Annotated in this window: 14 protein-coding genes; 9 read left to right on the plus strand and 5 right to left on the minus strand. The window is 70.2% G+C overall.

Going from position 1 to position 18,252, the window contains the following annotated elements; genetic code table 11:
* Positions 1-210 precede the first annotated feature (210 nt).
* The 4 genes from dnaK to DEJ11_RS02475 all read left to right on the plus strand — a co-directional run bounded on the left by dnaK (position 211) and on the right by DEJ11_RS02475 (position 4,321).
* Positions 211-2,076, plus strand: coding sequence for a molecular chaperone DnaK (dnaK, locus tag DEJ11_RS02460; protein ID WP_071246129.1), 1,866 nt, complete (start codon positions 211-213; stop codon positions 2,074-2,076).
* Positions 2,077-2,078: 2 nt separating this feature from the next.
* The gene (locus DEJ11_RS02465) at positions 2,079-2,738 is read left to right on the plus strand and encodes a nucleotide exchange factor GrpE (RefSeq protein WP_082046895.1); all 660 of its coding nucleotides are present in this window, start codon (positions 2,079-2,081) and stop codon (positions 2,736-2,738) included.
* A gap of 41 nt (positions 2,739-2,779) precedes the next feature.
* Positions 2,780-3,784 (plus strand): DnaJ C-terminal domain-containing protein, encoded by a 1,005-nt coding sequence (locus DEJ11_RS02470; protein WP_017886377.1) that lies wholly within the window; start codon positions 2,780-2,782, stop codon positions 3,782-3,784.
* A 126-nt stretch (positions 3,785-3,910) separates the two neighbouring features.
* Positions 3,911-4,321 (plus strand): heat shock protein transcriptional repressor HspR, encoded by a 411-nt coding sequence (locus DEJ11_RS02475; RefSeq protein ID WP_027464889.1) that lies wholly within the window; start codon positions 3,911-3,913, stop codon positions 4,319-4,321.
* A 75-nt stretch (positions 4,322-4,396) separates the two neighbouring features.
* On the opposite strand, the gene DEJ11_RS02480 is transcribed toward DEJ11_RS02475, so the two are convergent.
* A complete protein-coding gene (locus DEJ11_RS02480; protein ID WP_111104093.1) occupies positions 4,397-4,921 on the minus strand; it encodes a ricin-type beta-trefoil lectin domain protein in 525 nt (174 codons plus the stop codon).
* Between the two features lie 80 nt (positions 4,922-5,001).
* On the minus strand, positions 5,002-6,924 hold the full coding sequence (locus DEJ11_RS02485; protein WP_111104095.1) for an Ig-like domain-containing protein: 1,923 nt from the start codon (positions 6,922-6,924) through the stop codon (positions 5,002-5,004).
* A 234-nt stretch (positions 6,925-7,158) separates the two neighbouring features.
* On the opposite strand from DEJ11_RS02485, the gene DEJ11_RS02490 reads away from it, so the two are divergent.
* Complete coding sequence (locus tag DEJ11_RS02490) at positions 7,159-8,502, plus strand: right-handed parallel beta-helix repeat-containing protein (RefSeq protein ID WP_181440865.1); 1,344 nt, start codon at positions 7,159-7,161, stop codon at positions 8,500-8,502.
* 76 nt (positions 8,503-8,578) lie between these two features.
* Here the strand turns inward: DEJ11_RS02490 and DEJ11_RS02495 are convergent, their stop codons facing one another.
* A complete protein-coding gene (locus tag DEJ11_RS02495; protein ID WP_284176651.1) occupies positions 8,579-10,207 on the minus strand; it encodes a hypothetical protein in 1,629 nt (542 codons plus the stop codon).
* 538 nt (positions 10,208-10,745) lie between these two features.
* On the opposite strand from DEJ11_RS02495, the gene DEJ11_RS02500 reads away from it, so the two are divergent.
* Positions 10,746-11,891, plus strand: a complete 1,146-nt coding sequence (locus DEJ11_RS02500; RefSeq protein ID WP_258375460.1) for a class I SAM-dependent methyltransferase — start codon at positions 10,746-10,748, stop codon at positions 11,889-11,891.
* Between the two features lie 72 nt (positions 11,892-11,963).
* Here the strand turns inward: DEJ11_RS02500 and DEJ11_RS02505 are convergent, their stop codons facing one another.
* Together DEJ11_RS02505 and DEJ11_RS02510 are read right to left on the minus strand one after the other, a co-directional pair.
* Positions 11,964-12,794 carry an aldo/keto reductase gene (locus DEJ11_RS02505; protein WP_111104101.1) on the minus strand — a complete coding sequence of 277 codons (831 nt, stop codon included), beginning with the start codon at positions 12,792-12,794 and terminating at the stop codon, positions 11,964-11,966.
* A gap of 73 nt (positions 12,795-12,867) precedes the next feature.
* The gene (locus DEJ11_RS02510) at positions 12,868-13,287 is read right to left on the minus strand and encodes a pilus assembly protein CpaE (protein WP_111104103.1); all 420 of its coding nucleotides are present in this window, start codon (positions 13,285-13,287) and stop codon (positions 12,868-12,870) included.
* Between the two features lie 238 nt (positions 13,288-13,525).
* Between DEJ11_RS02510 and DEJ11_RS02515 the strand changes: the two genes are divergently transcribed.
* The 3 genes from DEJ11_RS02515 (at position 13,526) to DEJ11_RS02525 (ending at position 18,199) form a co-directional block, all read left to right on the plus strand.
* Complete coding sequence (locus DEJ11_RS02515) at positions 13,526-16,240, plus strand: glycoside hydrolase family 2 protein (protein ID WP_111104105.1); 2,715 nt, start codon at positions 13,526-13,528, stop codon at positions 16,238-16,240.
* 151 nt (positions 16,241-16,391) lie between these two features.
* Positions 16,392-16,676, plus strand: coding sequence for a twin-arginine translocase TatA/TatE family subunit (gene tatA, locus DEJ11_RS02520; RefSeq protein ID WP_111029830.1), 285 nt, complete (start codon positions 16,392-16,394; stop codon positions 16,674-16,676).
* 104 nt (positions 16,677-16,780) lie between these two features.
* A complete protein-coding gene (locus tag DEJ11_RS02525; RefSeq protein WP_111104107.1) occupies positions 16,781-18,199 on the plus strand; it encodes an MFS transporter in 1,419 nt (472 codons plus the stop codon).
* The last annotated feature ends 53 nt before the right edge of the window (positions 18,200-18,252 follow it).

Below are 18,252 nucleotides of genomic sequence, written 5' to 3' on the forward strand. Positions count from 1 at the left end.
CGTCGAGGTACTCCAACGGCGCATGTACATCCAGAATATCATGTGAAATACCAACATACGAACGTGCTAGTGCTCGCCGTCACGCCTGAGTGTTGAGTGAGACCGGCGCAGGGTTACCCTCCCTGAAGTTGACTCCAGTCGACTCAGGAGTAGAGTTGAGTCCATCGGACGCAAGTCCAACGACTTACCCCCAAGCAAGAGGAGCAACACATGGGACGTGCAGTAGGCATCGACCTCGGAACCACCAACTCCGTCGTCTCCGTTCTCGAAGGTGGCGAGCCCACCGTCATCGCCAACGCCGAGGGCATGCGCACCACGCCGTCGATCGTGGCCTTCACGAAGGACGGCGAGGTCCTGGTCGGCGAGACCGCCAAGCGCCAGGCCGTGACGAACGTCGACCGCACCATCGCGTCGGTCAAGCGTCACGTCGGCACCGACTGGACCACCGAGATCGACGGCAAGAAGTACACGCCGCAGGAGATCTCGGCCCGCACCCTCGGCAAGCTCAAGCGCGACGCCGAGCAGTACCTCGGCGAGGACGTCACCGACGCGGTCATCACCGTGCCGGCGTACTTCAACGACGCCGAGCGTCAGGCCACGAAGGACGCCGGTGAGATCGCCGGCCTCAACGTCCTCCGCATCATCAACGAGCCGACCGCGGCCGCACTGGCCTACGGCCTCGACAAGGGCAAGGAAGACGAGCTCATCCTGGTCTTCGACCTCGGTGGCGGCACGTTCGACGTCTCCCTGCTCGAGGTGGGCAAGGACGACGACTTCTCGACGATCCAGGTCCGCGCGACCTCCGGTGACAACCGCCTCGGTGGCGACGACTGGGACCAGCGCATCGTCGACTACCTGGTCAAGAAGTTCAAGGACGAGCACGGCGTCGACCTGTCCACGGACAAGATCGCCAAGCAGCGCCTGAAGGAAGCGGCTGAGCAGGCCAAGAAGGAGCTGTCGTCGCAGATGTCGGCGAACATCCAGCTCCCGTACCTGACGCTCACCGCCGAGGGCCCGCTGAACCTGGACGAGACCATCTCGCGCGCACAGTTCGAGCAGATGACCTCCGACCTGCTCGACCGCACCAAGAAGCCGTTCAACGACGTCATCAAGGAAGCCGGTGTCTCGGTCAACGACATCGCGCACGTGGTGCTCGTCGGTGGTTCGACCCGCATGCCCGCCGTGGCCGAGGTCGTCAAGTCGCTGACCGGTGGCAAGTCCCCGAACCAGGGCGTCAACCCGGACGAGGTCGTCGCCGTCGGCGCCGCACTGCAGGCCGGTGTGCTGAAGGGCGAGCGCAAGGACGTCCTCCTCATCGACGTCACGCCGCTGTCGCTCGGCATCGAGACCAAGGGCGGCCTGATGACGAAGCTCATCGACCGCAACACCGCGATCCCGACCAAGCGCAGCGAGACCTTCACGACTGCTGACGACAACCAGCCGTCGGTCGCGATCCAGGTCTTCCAGGGCGAGCGCGAGTTCACCCGCGACAACAAGCCGCTCGGCACCTTCGAGCTCACCGGCATCGCGCCGGCTCCCCGTGGCGTCCCGCAGGTCGAGGTCACCTTCGACATCGACGCCAACGGCATCGTGCACGTGTCCGCCAAGGACAAGGGCACCGGCAAGGAGCAGTCGATGGTCATCTCCGGCGGTTCGTCGCTGCCGAAGGAGGACATCGAGCGCATGGTCCGCGAGGCCGAGGAGCACGCTGCCGAGGACAAGGCCCGTCGCGAGGCCAACGAGCGTCGCAACCAGGCCGAGCAGCTCGTCTACTCGATCGAGAAGCTCATCAAGGAGAACGACGAGAAGCTCCCCGCGGACGTCAAGTCCGAGGTGCAGGCCGACGTCGACGCGCTCAAGTCCGCACTCGCGGGCGAGGACGACGACGCCGTGAAGTCCGCCTTCGACAAGCTCAACGAGTCGCAGGGCAAGCTCGGCCAGGCCATCTACAGCCAGCAGGACGCAGCAGCCGGCACCGCCGGTGGCGAGCAGCCCGCGGGTGAGCAGCCGGCCGACGACGAGGACATCGTCGACGCCGAGGTCGTGGACGACGAGGACGACAAGGACAAGAAGTAACGATGACGGATCCCAAGGACAACGCGCCCCACGAGGACGAGCCCCAGGTCGAGGGCGACGCCACGAACGCTGCCGAGCCCGAGGACCTCATCGAGGCGGAGGGGCCCGACGTCGAAGTACCGACGGACGGCCCCGCAGCCGGGGGCCCGGCGGCCGATGCAGCGAACGACCTCTCCCCGGAGGACGAAGCGCTGCTCGCCGACGCCGCCCGCGGCATCGCCGAGGACAAGCTGAGCACCGAGGACCGCGACCTCGTCGCCGAGATGCGTGCGGACATGCTCCGTGCGCAGGCCGAGCTGGTGAACTTCCGGAAGCGCGTCGAGCGTGACCGTGAGGCCAACCGCGAGGTCGCCATCGCCGAAGTGGTGCGGGCCCTGCTGCCGGCGCTCGACGACCTCACCCGGGCCGAGGCCCACGGTGACCTCGCCGAGGGCCCGATGCAGGTCATCGGCCAGAAGATCCGCGGGGGCTTCGAGAAGTTCAAGCTCGTGCAGATCGGCGAGAAGGGCGAGGCGTTCGACCCGAACATCCACGAGGCGATCGTCCAGCTCCCCACCCCGGGTGCCACCGGACAGACCGTCGCGGACGTCGTCGAGCCGGGCTACAAGCTCGGTGAGCGGGTCCTCCGCGCGGCCAAGGTCGCGGTGGCGGTCCCGGCCTGAGCCGGGTCCCCACGGTGACGACAGAAGAAGGCAGGTGATCCATGGCCAGTCAGGATTGGTTCGACAAGGACTTCTACAAGGTCCTCGGCGTGTCCAAGGACGCCTCCGACGCCGAGCTGAAGAAGACGTACCGGAAGCTCGCGCGGCAGTTCCACCCGGACTCCAACCCGGGTGACGCCGCCGCCGAGAACCGCTTCAAGGAGATCAGTGAGGCGTACTCGGTGCTCTCCGACAAGGAGCAGCGCCAGGAGTACGACCAGGTCCGCGCCATGGGCTCCGGCGCTCGCTTCACGGCGGGCGGCGGGGGCCAGGGCGGGTTCGAGGACGTCTTCGGCGGGATGTTCGGACAGCAGGGCGGTGGCGGACAGCGCGTCCGCTTCGGCCAGGGCGGCCCCGGCGGTGCCGGCGGTTTCGAGGACATCCTCGGCGGGATGTTCGGCGGGGGTGGCGGCTTCGGCCAGACCTCCGGCGGCTACCGCGGCTTCGGTGGGCCGACGAAGGGCCGCGACGTCACGGCGTCGACGACCCTCGACTTCACGACGGCCATCGCCGGTGACACCGTCAAGCTGTCGCAGGGCAACGGTCGACCGGTGAACGTCCGCATCCCTGCGGGTGTCGCCGACGGTCAGAAGATCCGTCTGCGCGGCCGCGGCGAGCCCTCGCCCGACGGTGGTGAGGCCGGTGACCTCGTGGTCGCCGTGTCGGTGCGGAAGCACCCGGTGTTCGAGCGCGACGGGCTCAACCTGCGGGTGGACGTCCCCGTGACGTTCACCGAGGCAGCGCTCGGCGCGACGATCGAGGTCCCGACGCTCGGCGGTTCGCCCGTGAAGCTCAAGGTCGCCCCCGGCACACCGTCGGGTCGTGTCCTGCGCGTCAAGGGCCGCGGCGTCACGACGAAGAACGGCACGGGCGACCTGCTCGCGACCGTCCAGGTCGCGGTGCCGTCACACCTGTCGGACAAGCAGCGCGAGGCCGTCGAGGCACTCGCGGCTGCGCTGCCCGACGAGAACCCCCGCGAGGACCTCCTCGCCAAGGCGCGCGACTAGCCCGCACGCAACCACAGCAGTAGACCGGTCTGGAGGCCCGGCGCGGCTCCGTCAGGAAGCCGCACCGAGCCTCCAGGCTGGTTTCCACCCCACGCGGACGACGGAAAGGAACGCGCCATGACCGACATGGACGAGAACTCGCCCGTCTTCGCGATCGCGGTCGCTGCGGAGCTCGCCGAGATGCACCCGCAGACGCTGCGGCAGTACGACCGGCTCGGCCTGGTCGTGCCGGGCCGCACCCGGGGTGGGTCGCGGCGGTACTCGATGCGCGACGTGGTGCAGCTGCGCGAGATCGCGCGTCTCGGCTCCGAGGGGGTGTCGCTGGAGGGGATCCGGCGGGTGCTCGACCTGGAGAACGAGAACAAGGCGCTGCGCGACCGGGTGCGCGAACTCGAGTCGGCACTGGCCGACCAGCTCATCAACCGGCCCGGTGCACGGGTCTTCGCCGCCACCGCGAGTGGTGCGGCCATCTCGCTCAAGGCGGGGTCGCGGCCGCAGCGGAACACGCAGATCGTGCTGTACCGCGGGCCGCGCTGACACGGGTGTTCGTGCCGACGACGGACAGCGGACGCCTCCTGCTCGGAGGCGTCCGCTGTCCGTACGTGGGAGTTCTCAGCGAGTGGGTGCGACGCCGACCGGGTACTCGAAGCCTGTGACGGCCCGAGCCGTGATCGTGTTCGCGTTGCCGAAGTACTCGAGTGCTCGAGCGGGAGTCCCCGTGATCCGCAGGGCCCCCGAATCGGTTCGAGTCCACAGGGTGCGCGCGGAGTTGCACGAGTTCGAGACGATGGTCCACCCGTTGCCGTTCGGACCGAAGGCCTGCAGGCACTTCCCGTTCTCGAACGTCACCTGACCTGTTTTGCCGACGGCGGGAGCGGTGACCGTCGCCGCGCGCGATGCGGCGCCCTCGAACGAGGTGAGGATGCCTGCCGACGCGACCACCGCGCCGTCCGATCGGAGGTCGAACGGCATGTAGACGTCGGCCTGCCGTTCCACCACGAGGGGGATGCGTTCGGTCGTGTCGGGCGCGCCACCGGTGGTGGCGTGTGCCGCCGTGGGGACCAGGGTGATCGCTGCGATGGCGGCGAGGGTGATGGACAGGGCGCGGAGTGACCGAGCGGGCTTGAGCTTGTTCATCTCTCCAGCATATGTGTATCAATGTGAAATGTGAAAGGGGCGCCCGGTCGAAGCCCGCGCGCCCCTCCCTCAGTCGACGGTCACCGGGTGTTCGCGTACACGGTGAAGAGCGAGGTCGTGTACTCCGAACCCGAGACCGACACCGCGAACTTGCAGTCGAACTTCGTGGCGCCGCGGGAGACGACCCGCTCGAAGCTCCAGTTGCCCTCGGGGTCGACCGTGACGCTGCCCGGCACGATCTGTGTGCCCGATGCGTTGAGCACGACCATCGTCGCCCCGGCCGGGCCGGTGCCCTCGAAGGTGTTCACGAAGCCGGGGTCGACGGCGCGTGTGGTGATCTCGACCGGCGCGAAGCCCTCGTTGGCAGCGATCGTGAAGAGCTCGGACCGCTCCGGTCCCTGTTCGCCCTTCGTCTGCTCGATGACGAACCGCAAGCTCGCGGAACCGCTCGTCACCACCCGGTCGAAGGACCACTTGCCCTCGTCGTCGACCTGGTGCGTGCCGGGCACGATCTGGGTGCCCGAGACGTTCAGGACGCGGTAGCTCGCGCCGGGTTCGCCGGTCCCGGAGATCCGGTTCGACACCCCGGGGGTGACGGTCGCCGGCCCCGAGAGTCGGACCTGGGTCAGGCGGCCGGTCTCGCCGGGGTTGATCGTGACCTGTGCGGTGGTCGTGTTGTCGCCCTTCGAGCCCTGGATCACGCGCAGGACGTGCTCGGCTCGGTCCAGCGAGTCGGTGTCGACGAACCAGCGGCCGCTGGGCAGGACCCCCTCGGTGCTACGACCGACCGTGCGCTCGCCGTCGGCGGTCACCTCGACCACCTCGATGGTGGACCCCGGTTCGCCACTACCCGACATCGAGACCGAACCGCCAGCGTGGGCGGCGCCCTCGGCCGGGGTGGCGATGCTCACCGCGGCCCCGTAGTCGACGTTGCGGGTCACCTCGTTCGCGGTGTCGCGGACGCCGTCGACGAACTGTGCGGCAGTGACCCGCAGGACACCGCCGGCATCGGGTGCGGGGATCGTCGTCTCCCACGCTCCGTCCGGACCTGCCGTGACCGTGTCGCCGAGCTGGTTCCCCGCGGCGTCGTAGAGGCGGACCGCGGCCTCGGGCTGCGCGCTCCCACTGGCCGTGACCGGATCGGACAGGGCGTCGACGAAGGTCGTCTCGAACGTGAGCGGTGCCACCGTCAGCGTGATCTCGAGCTCTGCGGCGCCGGTGCGTTCGGTTCCCTCGTACTGCTCGAGCTCGAGGGTGCTGGTGCCGAGGGGCAGGTTCGTGACGCGGGCCGTCCAGCGACCGTCGGGCCCGACGACCTGCGGGTTCCGACCGTCGATGAGGACCGTCGCATCGGGGGTCCCCGTGCCGGAGACCTGGGCGCTCCGCGTCGTGACGTCCGTGGAGTCGACCCGTGCGGTGAACGAGGGCGTGAAGTCCTCGATGTTCGGCAGTCGGTCGGCGACGTTCTGGGACTGCAGGCGCATCACCCGGTCGGTGTTGAACAGCCCGAGGAACCCGCGGTTGTAGGTCGACTGCAGGCCGGTGCCGATCGGGTTGTTCGAGCCGGTGTTCGCCGCGGTGCGGAACCGCTGCTTGGCGTCACCGTCGACGCACGTCTCGAGGGTGACGGGCGAGTAGCTCGTGATCGACGCGGTCCCGGCCGTCAGGCAGAGATCAGGGGCGGAGAGGGGCCGCACGGTGGTGACCGCTCCCGGGGCCGGGACGGACCACCGCACGGCTGCAGCCCGAGCGGCAGCCAGGGTGCTCGCTCGGTTCGCCGGGATCTCTGCGCCGGCCGCCGCCGCCGAGGGGGCGCTGTACCGCGGGGTGGACGGGTCGCCGGCGAACGCCGAGGTCTCGGTGACGAGCGGGCCGACCATGGTCAGCTCCGACTCGTCGAGCTCAGCGGCGGCGGCCGGGGACAGCCCGGCGGTCGCGGCGATCGTCAGGACCGTCAGGCCGATTGCCGTGCGAGCGGTGGTCCTGCGGGGATGTCTCGTCATCGATGTCTCTCTCGTCTCTGAGGGTGGATGGGCGGTACCGATCGGGTCCGTGTGACCTGATCGGAACGCAACATATCAGAGCTGAAAACCCATCGACTATGCGGCAACGCGAGATACAGAATGCCTTCCGTATTCTGAAATTCCGACGTCTCGACACGGCGCCTGGCGCGCCGTAGTGTTGCGGCGCAAGGCCGGGTGATCGGCTCGACGACAGGGGCAAGGATGGACGATCGGGTGCGGCCAGAGGAACGGAGTCGGCGTCGTGTGCTGGTCGCTGCCGTGGTCGGCGGACTCGGGCTGGCGGCGGCCGTGGTCCTGGGGCAACGCCCCGGATCCACCGAAGCGGTGGGCGACGCTGACGACGACCTGCAGACGGCACTGGACGCGGTGCCCTCCGGAGGGGAGTACGTGATCGACCGGGCCTGGACGCGTTCGCGGAGCCTCGTCGTCCGGCGTCCACTGCGGTTGCGGTTCACCGGCACCGGTGCCCTCCACATGACGACGGGGTCGAGTGCCCTCCTGGTGCAGGTGTCCGACGTCGAGATCGTGGACGCCGTGATCACGGGCGCCGGTGCCGACAGCGGGGCCCTCGGCCACGGGATCGCGGTGATGGGGCTTCACGGTGCTCCGCTGCACGGGATCGCCGTGCGACGCGGGCACTTCCGAGACATCCCGCACGACGGTGTGCACCTGGAGTACTGCGACCGATTCGAGATCACCGGGACGACCATGGAGCGCCTCGGGTACGCGGGCATCGTCGGGGTCGGCGTCGTCGACGGGGCCATCGACGGCAACACGGTGCGAGATGTCCGGCAGCCCGCGCGTCGAGTCAATTCCTACGGCATCTCCCTGACGCGTGACGCCCGGTACGCCCCCTCGGAGGCCCGCCGGTCGGCTCGGGTCCGGGTGACGGGCAACCGGATCGACGGCGTCCCCGCTTGGGAGGGCATCGACACGCACGCCGGCGAGGACATCGAGATCCGCGGCAACGTCGTGACGGGCTGCCGGGTCGGCATCGCCGCCGTGCCGTCGAAGGACCCCGCCGATCGGGAACAGACGAGCGTGGCGCCGATCGGACTGGTCATCGCGGACAACACCGTGACCAGGTCACCGGGTCTCGCACCGGGGTCCGCCATCATCGTGAGCGGTGCCGGAACGACCGTCGGTTCCACTCGGCCACGGGCAACGGGAGTGGTCTCGGGCAACGTCGTGACCGGTGGCGGCGGGTCCTCGGGTGAGGCGGGCATCCTGCTCAAGCTGACTCGGGGGATGGTGGTCGCCCGCAACCGGATCGAGGCGAGCGTCGACAACGCCGTCTGCCTCGCGCACTCGAACGCGTCGGTCGCGGTCCGTGGGAACCGCATCGTGGGGGTCGGTGGCACCGGGGTCGGGGTGAACGTGCGTGCGGGAGCGAACCACGGCGTGATCACGCGGAACCACTTCGAGTCCGCACCGCACGCGCTGGCCGTGGCGGTCCGGTTCGGGGACGCGGACAACCGGTTCGCCGTCCGGCACAACACCTGGGGGACGGCACGGGTCCGGATCGCCCACGGCGGAGCGACGGTGACGACCGGCTGACCTCTCGCCCCCGACGCAGAGCACCCCCGGAGCCTCGTGGGCCCGGGGGTGTTCTGGTTCAGCGGTGGAGCGGCGATCAGCTCGCGGCGAGGGAGAAGGTGCCGGACTTCTTCGGGGTGCCGTTGACGGTCTGTTCGATGACGATGTCGAGCTTGGTGGCGCCCTTGGAGACGACGCGGTCGAACGACCAGGTGCCGTCGGCGGTGACCTGGTGGGTGCCGGGGACGATCTGGGTCCCGCTGGGGTTGAGGACCCGGAATGTCGCGCCGGGGGTGGCGGTGCCGGCGATGTGGTTCGAGACGCCAGCGGTCACCGTCTTCGTCGTGACCGTGACGTTCCGTTCCGCGGACGCGGCGAGGGAGAAGGTGCCGGACTTCTTCGGGGTGCCGTTGACGGTCTGTTCGATGACGATGTCGAGCTTGGTGGCGCCCTTGGAGACGACGCGGTCGAACGACCAGGTGCCGTCGGCGGTGACCTGGTGGGTGCCGGGGACGATCTGGGTCCCGCTGGGGTTGAGGACCCGGAATGTCGCGCCGGGGGTGGCGGTGCCGGCGATGTGGTTCGAGACGCCGGCGGTCACCGTCTTGGTGGTGACCGTCACCGGGGCGACGGTCTGCGCCTCGGCTTCGAAGGCGATGTCCCGCATCACGGACGTGCGGCCGTCGGTGGTCGTCTGCGTGAAGGTGAGCTCGTACCCGGCCGTGCTGGTCAGGGCGGCCGAGGCCTTCCATGTCCCCACGCCGGAGCGCGCACCGGTCACGGGCGTCTTGAAGAGCTCACGGCCGCGCTGGTCGGTGGCGGTGATCGTCGCACCGGCCTCGGCCGTCCCCTCGAACGCGCGTGCCCCCGGCTTGTAGGTGTTGTCGTCCGTGATGCCGTCGACCTGCAGGAGACGGGGGAGGGCCACGCGCTCCGACAGGGACGAGAACCCCTGCCCGTCGAACCCGAGGTTCGCGATCTCGAGCTGCTTGCCGGTCTCCTGCGCGCGGATGACGTAGCTCCAGAGATCGCTGCGCGAGAAGCCGTCGATGACACGGTCGCCGTCGAGGATCCACAGGCCCGGAGCGCCGTCCGGTTCGCCGACGACCTGGACCCGGCCGTCGGTGTGGACGTAGACCGAGCGCAGTGTCGGCTTCGGCACGGACGCGTCCGTCGGGAGCTGCGCGAGCGGGGCTGCGGTGCGGCTCGAGGGTGTCCCGTCTGCCGCCTTCGCGACGACGTAGACCGTCGAGCCGATGCGTTCCTGCGCGACCTGTGCGACGTAGCCGGACTGGGTGAGGGTCGCTTCGGCGATCGTCGCTCCCGATGCGTCTTCGACGACGACCGAGCCGACGGACTCCGCGTACTGACCGGTCACCACGAACGAGCCGTCCAGGCGCCGTTCCGTGGTCTCGAGGGTGGGTGCGGCCGGGGCGTCGCTCGCAGACGGTGCGAACCGGACGTCGCGCAGCTCGTTGGTCCGACCGTCGGGCGTCGTCTGCGTGAGGGTGATCACGTGGTCGGCGTCGGCGAGGTCGGCGTCGGCGCTCCACGAGCCACTGCCGTTCCGAGCGTTGCTGACGTCGGTCGTGAACAGGGTGTCACCGGACACGGTGTCCTTCGCGACGATCGTGGCTCCTGCGGTCGCACTGCCAGCGAAGTGGGTCGTGCCCGGCGTGAACGTGTTCTGCTCCTGCAGTCCGTCGACACGGATGCTCCGCGGCATCGGGATGCGCTCACCGCGGTCTGGGTGCCGTCGGCGGCGGTGTGGACCCGGATCACCTCGAGTCCGGCGTCCTGGTGACGGTCCTGCACGTTCAGGAAGAACAGGCCGCCTCCCGTCGAGCGGTCGTAGGCGGTGTTGCCGATGACGAGCCAGACGTCGTCCCCACCGGCATCCCCGGCGACGATGCGGGAGCCGAACGGCGTGCTCCAGTCCTGGTGGAACTTCGGGGCTGTCAGCGAGGGATCGACGGGAATGGCGTCGAAGTCGGGATTGTCCTCCTGCACGGTGGAGCCCGACGATGACGCGGGAGTGGTCGTGGCCGCGGTTGCGACGGCGGGCGTCAGCAGGCCGAAGCCGAGTGAGGCGGTGAGGACACCGCAGACGACTGCGGCGCTCCGGAACGAGGTGGATGCCATTGGGGGCTCCTTCTGGTGGGGGGATTCCCAGTGTATTGACATGTGAAATACACAGCCTGTTGATATCGCGAGTGCGATCACCACTCGCTCCGGTGCGGGCCGCCGCCGGGTACGCTGACGCGGTGCCAGACTTCGCCGACCTCTTCCGCCGACGCGACGACGACGCGCCCGACCTCATCGCGATCGACGGCACCGACCGCTTCCTGCTCGACGAAGCCCCGCACGTGCACGGGGACGCACTCCGCCAACCCGGCGAGGTCGCGGTCGTCGACGACCGGTACGGGGTGCTGACGCTCGGCCTCATCACGCAGTACGGGGCGAGCGACATCCGCGTCGTGCAGGACTCCCTGGTGGGGGAGCGAGCGCTCGAGGCCAACGCCGGCACGTTCGGGCTGCGCGGCTTCCACCACCCCGACTCGCTCGAGGACGCGTTCCGCGACGTGCGGCTCGTGGTGCTGCGGCTCTCGAAGTCGCACGATCGCCTCGACGAGATCGCCCGCGCGGTCGCGAGGTTCGCGGCGCCCGACGTGGTGCTGCTCTCCGGCGGCAACGTGAAGTACATGCACGTGACGCAGAACGACGTGCTCCGGCGCTCGTTCGGCGAGGTCACGGCATCACGAGGCCGTGGCAAGTCGCGACTGCTCATCGCGCAGGACCCGCTCCGCGCACAGGCGAACCGCGCCGCCACGACGAACCCCTGGCCCCGGTCGGTGCACGTCGACGACCTCGGCATGACCCTGGTCGCCCACGGGGGTGTGTTCGCCGGGACGTCGCTCGACCAGGGCACGCGGGTGCTGCTCGACGCGATGGACCAGGCGGTCCCGACCGCGCGCACGATCGTGGACCTGGGGAGCGGCAACGGCGTCATCGCGGCTGCGGTCGCTCGTCGGCGACCGTCGGTGCGGGTGATCGCCACCGACGTGTCCCGGATCGCGGTCGAGTCGACGCGCGCGACGGCGGAGGCCAACGGCGTTGCCGACCGGGTGACGGTGCTGCGGACCGATGCGGGCGACGAGCTCGCCGAGGGGTCCGCACAGCTCGTGCTCTGCAACCCGCCGTTCCACGCGGACACCACGGTGACCACGGACACGGCCGAGGCGATGTTCCGGAACGCGGCCACGATCCTCCAGGCCGGTGGTGAACTGTGGTGCGTCTGGAACACGCACCTGCGCTACCGGCCGGTGCTCTCGCGCCTGGTCGGTCCGACCCGTGAGGTCGTCCGGACCCCGAAGTTCACGGTGACGGCCTCGGTCGCGACCAACCGCTGACCGGCCACGGACGGCGAGAGCCGCCCGGGCTGACCCGGACGGCTCTCGCGACGTGGTGCGGTGGGGGACCGATCAGGCCGGCACGTAGTCGAACGTGTCGGGGTCGGGGCCCGTGCGGTGACCCTTGTCGAGGGCGGTGATGTCCGTCATGTCCTCGTCCGAGAGCTCGAAGTCGAAGATCGCGAAGTTCTCCTCGACGCGGGCACGCGTGACCGACTTCGGGAACACGATGTCGCCGCGCTGGATGTGCCAGCGGAGGACGACCTGCGCCGCGGACTTGCCGACCGACGCGGCGACGCGGGTGATGGTCTCGTCATCGAGGACGAGGCCCTGCGCGATCGGGGACCAGGCCTCGGTCGCGATGCCGAGCTCGCGGTTCACGGCGCGGAGGTCGTCCTGCGCGAGGTACGGGTGCACCTCGATCTGGTTGACCGACGGCGGGACGTCGGTCTCGGCACGCAGGCGGTGCAGGTGGTGCGCCTGGAAGTTCGAGACACCGATCGAGCGGGCGGTGCCGGCGTGGTACAGCTCCTCGAGGGCCTTCCACGTCGGGACGAAGTCCGAGACGGTGGGCAGCGGCCAGTGGATGAGGAACAGGTCGGTGTAGCCGCCGAGCAGGTCGGCCGACTTCTTGCCGTTCTCCAGCGCCGCCTCGGGGGCGTGGAAGCCGTTGTTGAGCTTCGAGGTGACGAAGATCTCGGAACGGTCGATGCCGGACTCGGCGATGGCCTCGCCGACCTCCTTCTCGTTGCCGTACATCTCGGCGGTGTCGATGTGGCGGTAGCCGACCTCGAGCGCGGCCAGTGTGGCGGCCTTCGTCTCGGAGGGGTCGATCTGGAAGACACCGAAGCCGAGCTGCGGGATGGTCTTGCCGTCGTTCAGGGTGATGTTCGGAACGGTCATGGTGTCATGCAACCAAATGCCCCTCAGCGCCCATTCCGCCAACACCCAGGAACGGCGACCCCGGGCGTGCCGTTCAGGCGAGCGCAGCCGTGATGTAGGCCTGGAGTGCCTGGCCGTACGCGATCGCCGGCACCTCGGACGCGAAGCTGCGGTCGGCCCCGCCGATCGTCGCCGTCACGGTGAAGACCACGCGACCGCCGACCTGCACGCGGGTCAGTCCGATGAACGACGGCCCGAGCAGTTCGCGCAGCTGGTCCTCACGGGGGAGCCAGAGCGACTCGGTGGCGGTGACCGAGTCGAGCGCCCACTCGGTGGTGCCGTTGAAGCCGAGGATCGTGCCGGTGGGGGAGTCGTGCCGTTCGACGGTCATCTCGGACACCGTGTAGACGTCGTCGTCGATGCCGGGCTTGTCGATCACGAACCGGTCCCCGGTCTCGGGGTGCCAGCGGAGGCCGGTGTCACGGAGGGACCTGGCGAGTTCGACGGTGATCACGTTCCCACCTTGCCCGCGCGACCCGCCCCTGTCACCACCTAGGTTGCCGAAAGCATCCCGTACTAGCATCGCCGAGCACCCCTCGCGCGAGCGCAACCCGTTCGTGCGCGCGACGTGACGACGCCCGGGCAACCGGTGCCGAGCCTCCAGGCCGTGGGAACCGGCCGCGGGTCGGACCGCCGGTCGGCGTCCCCGACCGAGGCTGACGGACACCCTGCCGCCGAAGAGAAGGACCCGCATGACCCTCGAACGCGAGGAACTCCGCGACGACTGGACCGTGACGATGGCCGGAGGAACCGGTGCGCCGGACGGCGTCGCGGGCCGCACCATCCCGGCGACGGTGCCGGGCCAGGTTCACACCGACCTGGAGCGGGAGGGCCTGCTGCTGGACCCGACGTTCCACCTGAACGAGCAGGCCGCGAAGTGGGTCGGCCGCGCCGACTGGGCCTACCGCCGCACGGTCGACGTCGACCCGCGGGGCCACGAGCGCGTCGACCTCGTCTGTGACGGTCTCGACACGGTCTCGGAACTCAGCCTGGACGGCGTCGTCGTGGGCACGACCCGCAACATGCACCGCCGGTACCGGTTCGACGCCCGCGTGCAGACGGGGTCCGGCGGCACCACGAAGGACCTCGAGATCCTGTTCGAGTCGCCCTACCGCGAGGCCGGCCGGGTCGCCGCGAAGGCCGGCAGCATGCCGGGTCCGTACGACGAGCCGTTCCCGTACGTCCGCAAGATGGCGTCGAACTTCGGCTGGGACTGGGGTCTGACGGCGGTCACGAGCGGCCCCTGGCGGCCGGTCGCGATCGAGCGCTGGTCGACCGCGCGCCTGCGCGAGGTCCGCCCGCTCGTGGACGTCGAAGCCGGCGAGGGGGTGCTCGACGCGCACATCACCGTCGAGCGCTCCGGCATGAACGACCTGGACCAGGACGGCGAGGACGACGACCTCGTGCTCGTCGTCACCGTCAGCGGCGAGACCGAGGACGGCGGCACCACACGCCAGCGGTCCCGCGCGCAACTGACCCCGAAGGACGACGAGACCGTCGTCACCGTGCGCGTCCCCGAGGCGCGGCGCTGGTGGCCGCGCGGCTACGGCGCGCAGCCGCAGTACGACGTCGTGGTCGAGCTGCAGACCGTCGACGGCGAGGTGCTCGACCGCGACACGTTCCGCACCGGGTTCCGGTCCACCCGCATCGAGACCCAGGTCGACGGCATCGGCCGCCCCTTCGCCGTGCACGTCAACGGCACGCTCATCGACGTCCGGGGCGTCAACTGGATCCCCGACGACGTCATCGTCTCGCGCGTCGACCGCGTCCGACTGGCGTCCCGGCTGGGTGCCGCGGCCTCGCTCGGCACGAACCTCGTGCGCGTCTGGGGCGGCGGAGTGTACGAATCGCGCGACTTCTACGAGGTCTGCGACGAACTCGGTCTGCTCGTCTGGCAGGACTTCCCGTTCGCGTGCTCGGCCTACCCCGAGGTCGAGCCCATCCGCAGCGAGGTCATCGCCGAGGCACGCGACAACGTCGCCCGGCTCGCCCGCCACCCCTCGCTGGTGGTCTGGAACGGCAACAACGAGAACATCTGGCTGCACGACGCCGACGGCTGGGGCGCGGAGCTGGGCGATCGGGGCTGGGGACTCGACTACTACCTCGACCTGCTGCCGACGATCGTCGACGCGGTCGACCCGTCGCGCTTCTACACGGTCGCGTCGCCGTGGTCCGGCTCCGAGTCGCTGCCCGCGAACGAGGTCGACCACGAGACGCACCACTCGTGGGACGTCTGGAACCGGCTGCCCGACACCGCCTACCGCGAGTCGGTGCCGCGCTTCGTGTCGGAGTTCGGTTGGCAGGCGCCGCCCGCCTGGCGCACGCTGCGCGAGGCGGTCACGGACGCGCCGCTGCGGGTCGACTCGCCCGGTGTGGTCCACCACCAGAAGGCGGCGGACGGGATGGCCAAGCTGGCCCGCGGGCTGGAGCCGCGCTTCGGCGCGGTCGACCCGGCCGCGTTCGACGCGTGGCACTACCTGACGCAGCTGCAGCAGGCGCGGGCGATCGCGACCGGCATCGAGCACTGGCGCACGCACTGGCCGCGCAACACCGGCGTGGTGGTGTGGCAGTTGAACGACCTGTGGCCGGTGTCGTCGTGGTCGGCGATCGACTCTGCGGGGCGCCTGAAGCCGCTGGCGCACGAGCTGCGCCGCCTGTACGACGACGTGCTGCTGACGATCCGTCCGGTGTCGTCGGTGGCGGTGACGCCGGGTGCGGCCGGTACCGCTGGTGCGTCGGTCGCGGTCGCCGCGTCGGGTGCGTCGGGACCGTCGGGTGCGGAGCGGACTGGAGGCCCGGATCACCCGGGTGCGTCGCCTGCGGTCGGCGAGACGGCCGACCTGGGCGAGCTCGCGGACACGCTCTCGCTGGGCGTCTCACCCGGTGCGTTCGGGTCCTCGCCCGTCGAGGTGGCCGTCCGGTCGACCCGCACCGGGCACGACAGCGTGGTGCGGGTGCGCCGGATCACCACTGCCGGCACGATCCTGGCCGAGGCATCGTTGCCGGTCCGGCTGTCGTCGGCCGGCGTCGCGGTCGTCGCCCTGCCCGAGTCGGTCGGTGTCGTCGACGACCCGGCCAACGAGCTCATCATCGCGGACATGGACTGGCGCCGCGCGGTCTGGACCCCCGGTCCCGACGCCGCGATGCGGTGGGAGCCCGCGCGCTACCGGACCTCGTTCGCGGTGGTCGACGGTGGCCTGGACATGACCGTCGAGGCCGACTCGCTCGTCCGCGACCTGCTGGTGCAGCCGGACCGGGTCGCGGCCGACGGCACGGTCGACCGCGGGTTCATGACGCTGCTGCCCGGCGAGCGGGTGGTGTTCCGGCTCGGCGGCGTGACCGAGGCCGACATCCCGGCGCTCCGCGAGGCGCCCGTGCTGTGGAGCATCGACGGCGTCCTGCGGTGACCGGAGCGCTTCCCTGGGCGAACGGTGTCCGTTCCGAGGACCGGCCTGGGCATCCAGGGGCGGGGGAGTTACCATGGGGGGACACGGACTTCCGCCGCGGTGATCGACGACGATCAGCGGACGGCGACCAGTTCCAGATCAAGGAGTCATGATGATTGGTAACCTGACCGGCCTTCACCTGCTGATCATCCTCGGGATCGTCATCCTGCTGTTCGGCGCGACCAAGCTCCCGGCCCTCGCCAAGGGCCTCGGCCAGTCGATCAACATCTTCAAGAAGGAGATGTCCGACGACGAGAAGAAGGCGCAGGCCAACGGCACGGCTCCGGACGGCACGGTGCAGAACAGCACCGTCCAGAACGTCCCCGCCGAGCCCGCCGCCGGTCCGGTCCTGAACCCGGGGCCGACCGCGCAGCCGAACACCGACTCCCGGCGTTAGGACACCCAGCCCCGTCCCGTCGGCAGCCCCCGCGACCACACCGGTCGCGGGGGCTTCGTCGTGCGGGATCGACCGCGGGGTACCCGGTGCCGCAGGATGAGCACATGACCGCTCCCGTTCCTGTTCCGGCCCCCGTGCCGCACGGCGTCGCGCCGCTCCGGGACGACCGGCGGATCGTGCTGGTGGTGGCGATCCTGGCGTCGTTCGTCGTCGGGCTCGACTCGAGCGTCGTGAACGTCGCACTCCCCGCGATCCGGCAGGAGCTCGGCGGCGGACTCGTCGTGCAGCAGTGGGTCGTCGACGCGTACCTGGTCACCCTCGGCTCGCTCATCCTGGTCGCCGGCAGCCTGTCCGACCTGTTCGGCCGCGTCCGGATCATCACGTGGGGGCTCGTGGTCTTCGGCATCGCGTCCGTGGTGTGCGCGATTGCCCCGACCGGCGAGGTGCTCATCGTCGCCCGGGCGCTGCAGGGCGTCGGCGGGGCGCTCGTCATGCCGAGCGCGCTCGCCCTCATCGTCGCGGCGTTCCGTGGAGCGGCGCAGGCGAAGGCCATCGGCACGTGGACGGCGTGGTCGAGCGCGGCCACGATCCTCGGCCCCGTGGTCGGCGGGCTGGTGGTGGACGGCATCGGGTGGCGGTGGGTCTTCGTGCTCACCGCGGTGCCGATCGCCGTGACGATCCCGCTGGTCCTGCGCATCACCGGCGACGTGCACCCCGCTGTCCGCCCGCGCATCGACGTCGTCGGGGCCGTGCTCGCCGTGGTGGGTGTCGGCGGTGTCGTGCTCGGGCTCATCGAGCAGGAGCGGTTGGGGTGGGGTGCGCCCGTGGTGGTCGGCGCGCTCGTGCTCGGCGCCGCCGCACTCGTGGCGTTCGTGCCGTGGGAGCTCCGGGTGACGCGGGCCACGGGTTCGCCGCTCGTGCCGCTCGAGCTGTTCCGGGCGCGGAACTTCACGGTCGGCAACCTCGCGACGCTGTCCATCTACGGGGCGCTCGGCATGGTGTTCTTCGTCGTCACCCTGTTCCTGCAGGAGGTCTGGCGGTTCCCGGCCTGGCTCGCCGGCCTCGCGACGCTGCCGCCGACGATCATGCTGCTCGCGCTGTCCACCGCCGTCGGGTCCTTCGCCGGTCGGTACGGCCCGCGGTGGTTCATGGCCGCGGGGCCGGCGGTGGGCGCGGTCGGGGCGCTCCTGCTGCTGCTCGCCGGCGACGACCCGACCGGGTACTGGTGGTCGGTGTTCCCGGGCCTGGTGCTGATCGGCGTGGGCATCGCCCTGATGGTCACGCCCCTGACCAGTGCGGTGCTCGGATCGGTGCCGCAGTCCGAGGCCGGGTCCGGTTCGGCCGTGAACAACGCGGTCGCGCGGATCGCCGGACTCGTCACGGTGGCACTGGCCGGCGTGGTGCTCGGCGGCGAGGTGAGCGTCGACGGGCTGCACCGGGCCATGGTGGTGATGGCGCTCCTGCTGGCGGCCGGTGCCGTCGTCTGCGCCGTCGGGATCCGGAATGTCCCGGAGCGCACGTAAGTTGAGTGGAGTAGACTCAACTCCAGGACCACCGCAACGAAAGGACGGAACGC

The organism is Curtobacterium sp. MCLR17_058 (assembly GCF_003234705.2).
Taxonomy (GTDB): Bacteria; Actinomycetota; Actinomycetes; order Actinomycetales; family Microbacteriaceae; genus Curtobacterium; species Curtobacterium flaccumfaciens.

Excerpts from the sequence above, each read along its gene's own strand:
- dnaK (WP_071246129.1), top strand. The coding sequence starts at position 211 with ATGGGACGTGCAGTAGGCATCGACCTCGGAACCACCAACTCCGTCGTC.
- DEJ11_RS02465 (WP_082046895.1), top strand. The coding sequence starts at position 2,079 with ATGACGGATCCCAAGGACAACGCGCCCCACGAGGACGAGCCCCAGGTC.
- DEJ11_RS02470 (WP_017886377.1), top strand. The coding sequence starts at position 2,780 with ATGGCCAGTCAGGATTGGTTCGACAAGGACTTCTACAAGGTCCTCGGC.
- DEJ11_RS02475 (WP_027464889.1), top strand. The coding sequence starts at position 3,911 with ATGGACGAGAACTCGCCCGTCTTCGCGATCGCGGTCGCTGCGGAGCTC.
- DEJ11_RS02480 (WP_111104093.1), bottom strand. The coding sequence starts at position 4,921 with ATGAACAAGCTCAAGCCCGCTCGGTCACTCCGCGCCCTGTCCATCACC.
- DEJ11_RS02485 (WP_111104095.1), bottom strand. The coding sequence starts at position 6,924 with ATGACGAGACATCCCCGCAGGACCACCGCTCGCACGGCAATCGGCCTG.
- DEJ11_RS02495 (WP_284176651.1), bottom strand. The coding sequence starts at position 10,207 with ATGCCGCGGAGCATCCGTGTCGACGGACTGCAGGAGCAGAACACGTTC.
- DEJ11_RS02505 (WP_111104101.1), bottom strand. The coding sequence starts at position 12,794 with ATGACCGTTCCGAACATCACCCTGAACGACGGCAAGACCATCCCGCAG.
- DEJ11_RS02515 (WP_111104105.1), top strand. The coding sequence starts at position 13,526 with ATGACCCTCGAACGCGAGGAACTCCGCGACGACTGGACCGTGACGATG.
- tatA (WP_111029830.1), top strand. The coding sequence starts at position 16,392 with ATGATTGGTAACCTGACCGGCCTTCACCTGCTGATCATCCTCGGGATC.
- DEJ11_RS02525 (WP_111104107.1), top strand. The coding sequence starts at position 16,781 with ATGACCGCTCCCGTTCCTGTTCCGGCCCCCGTGCCGCACGGCGTCGCG.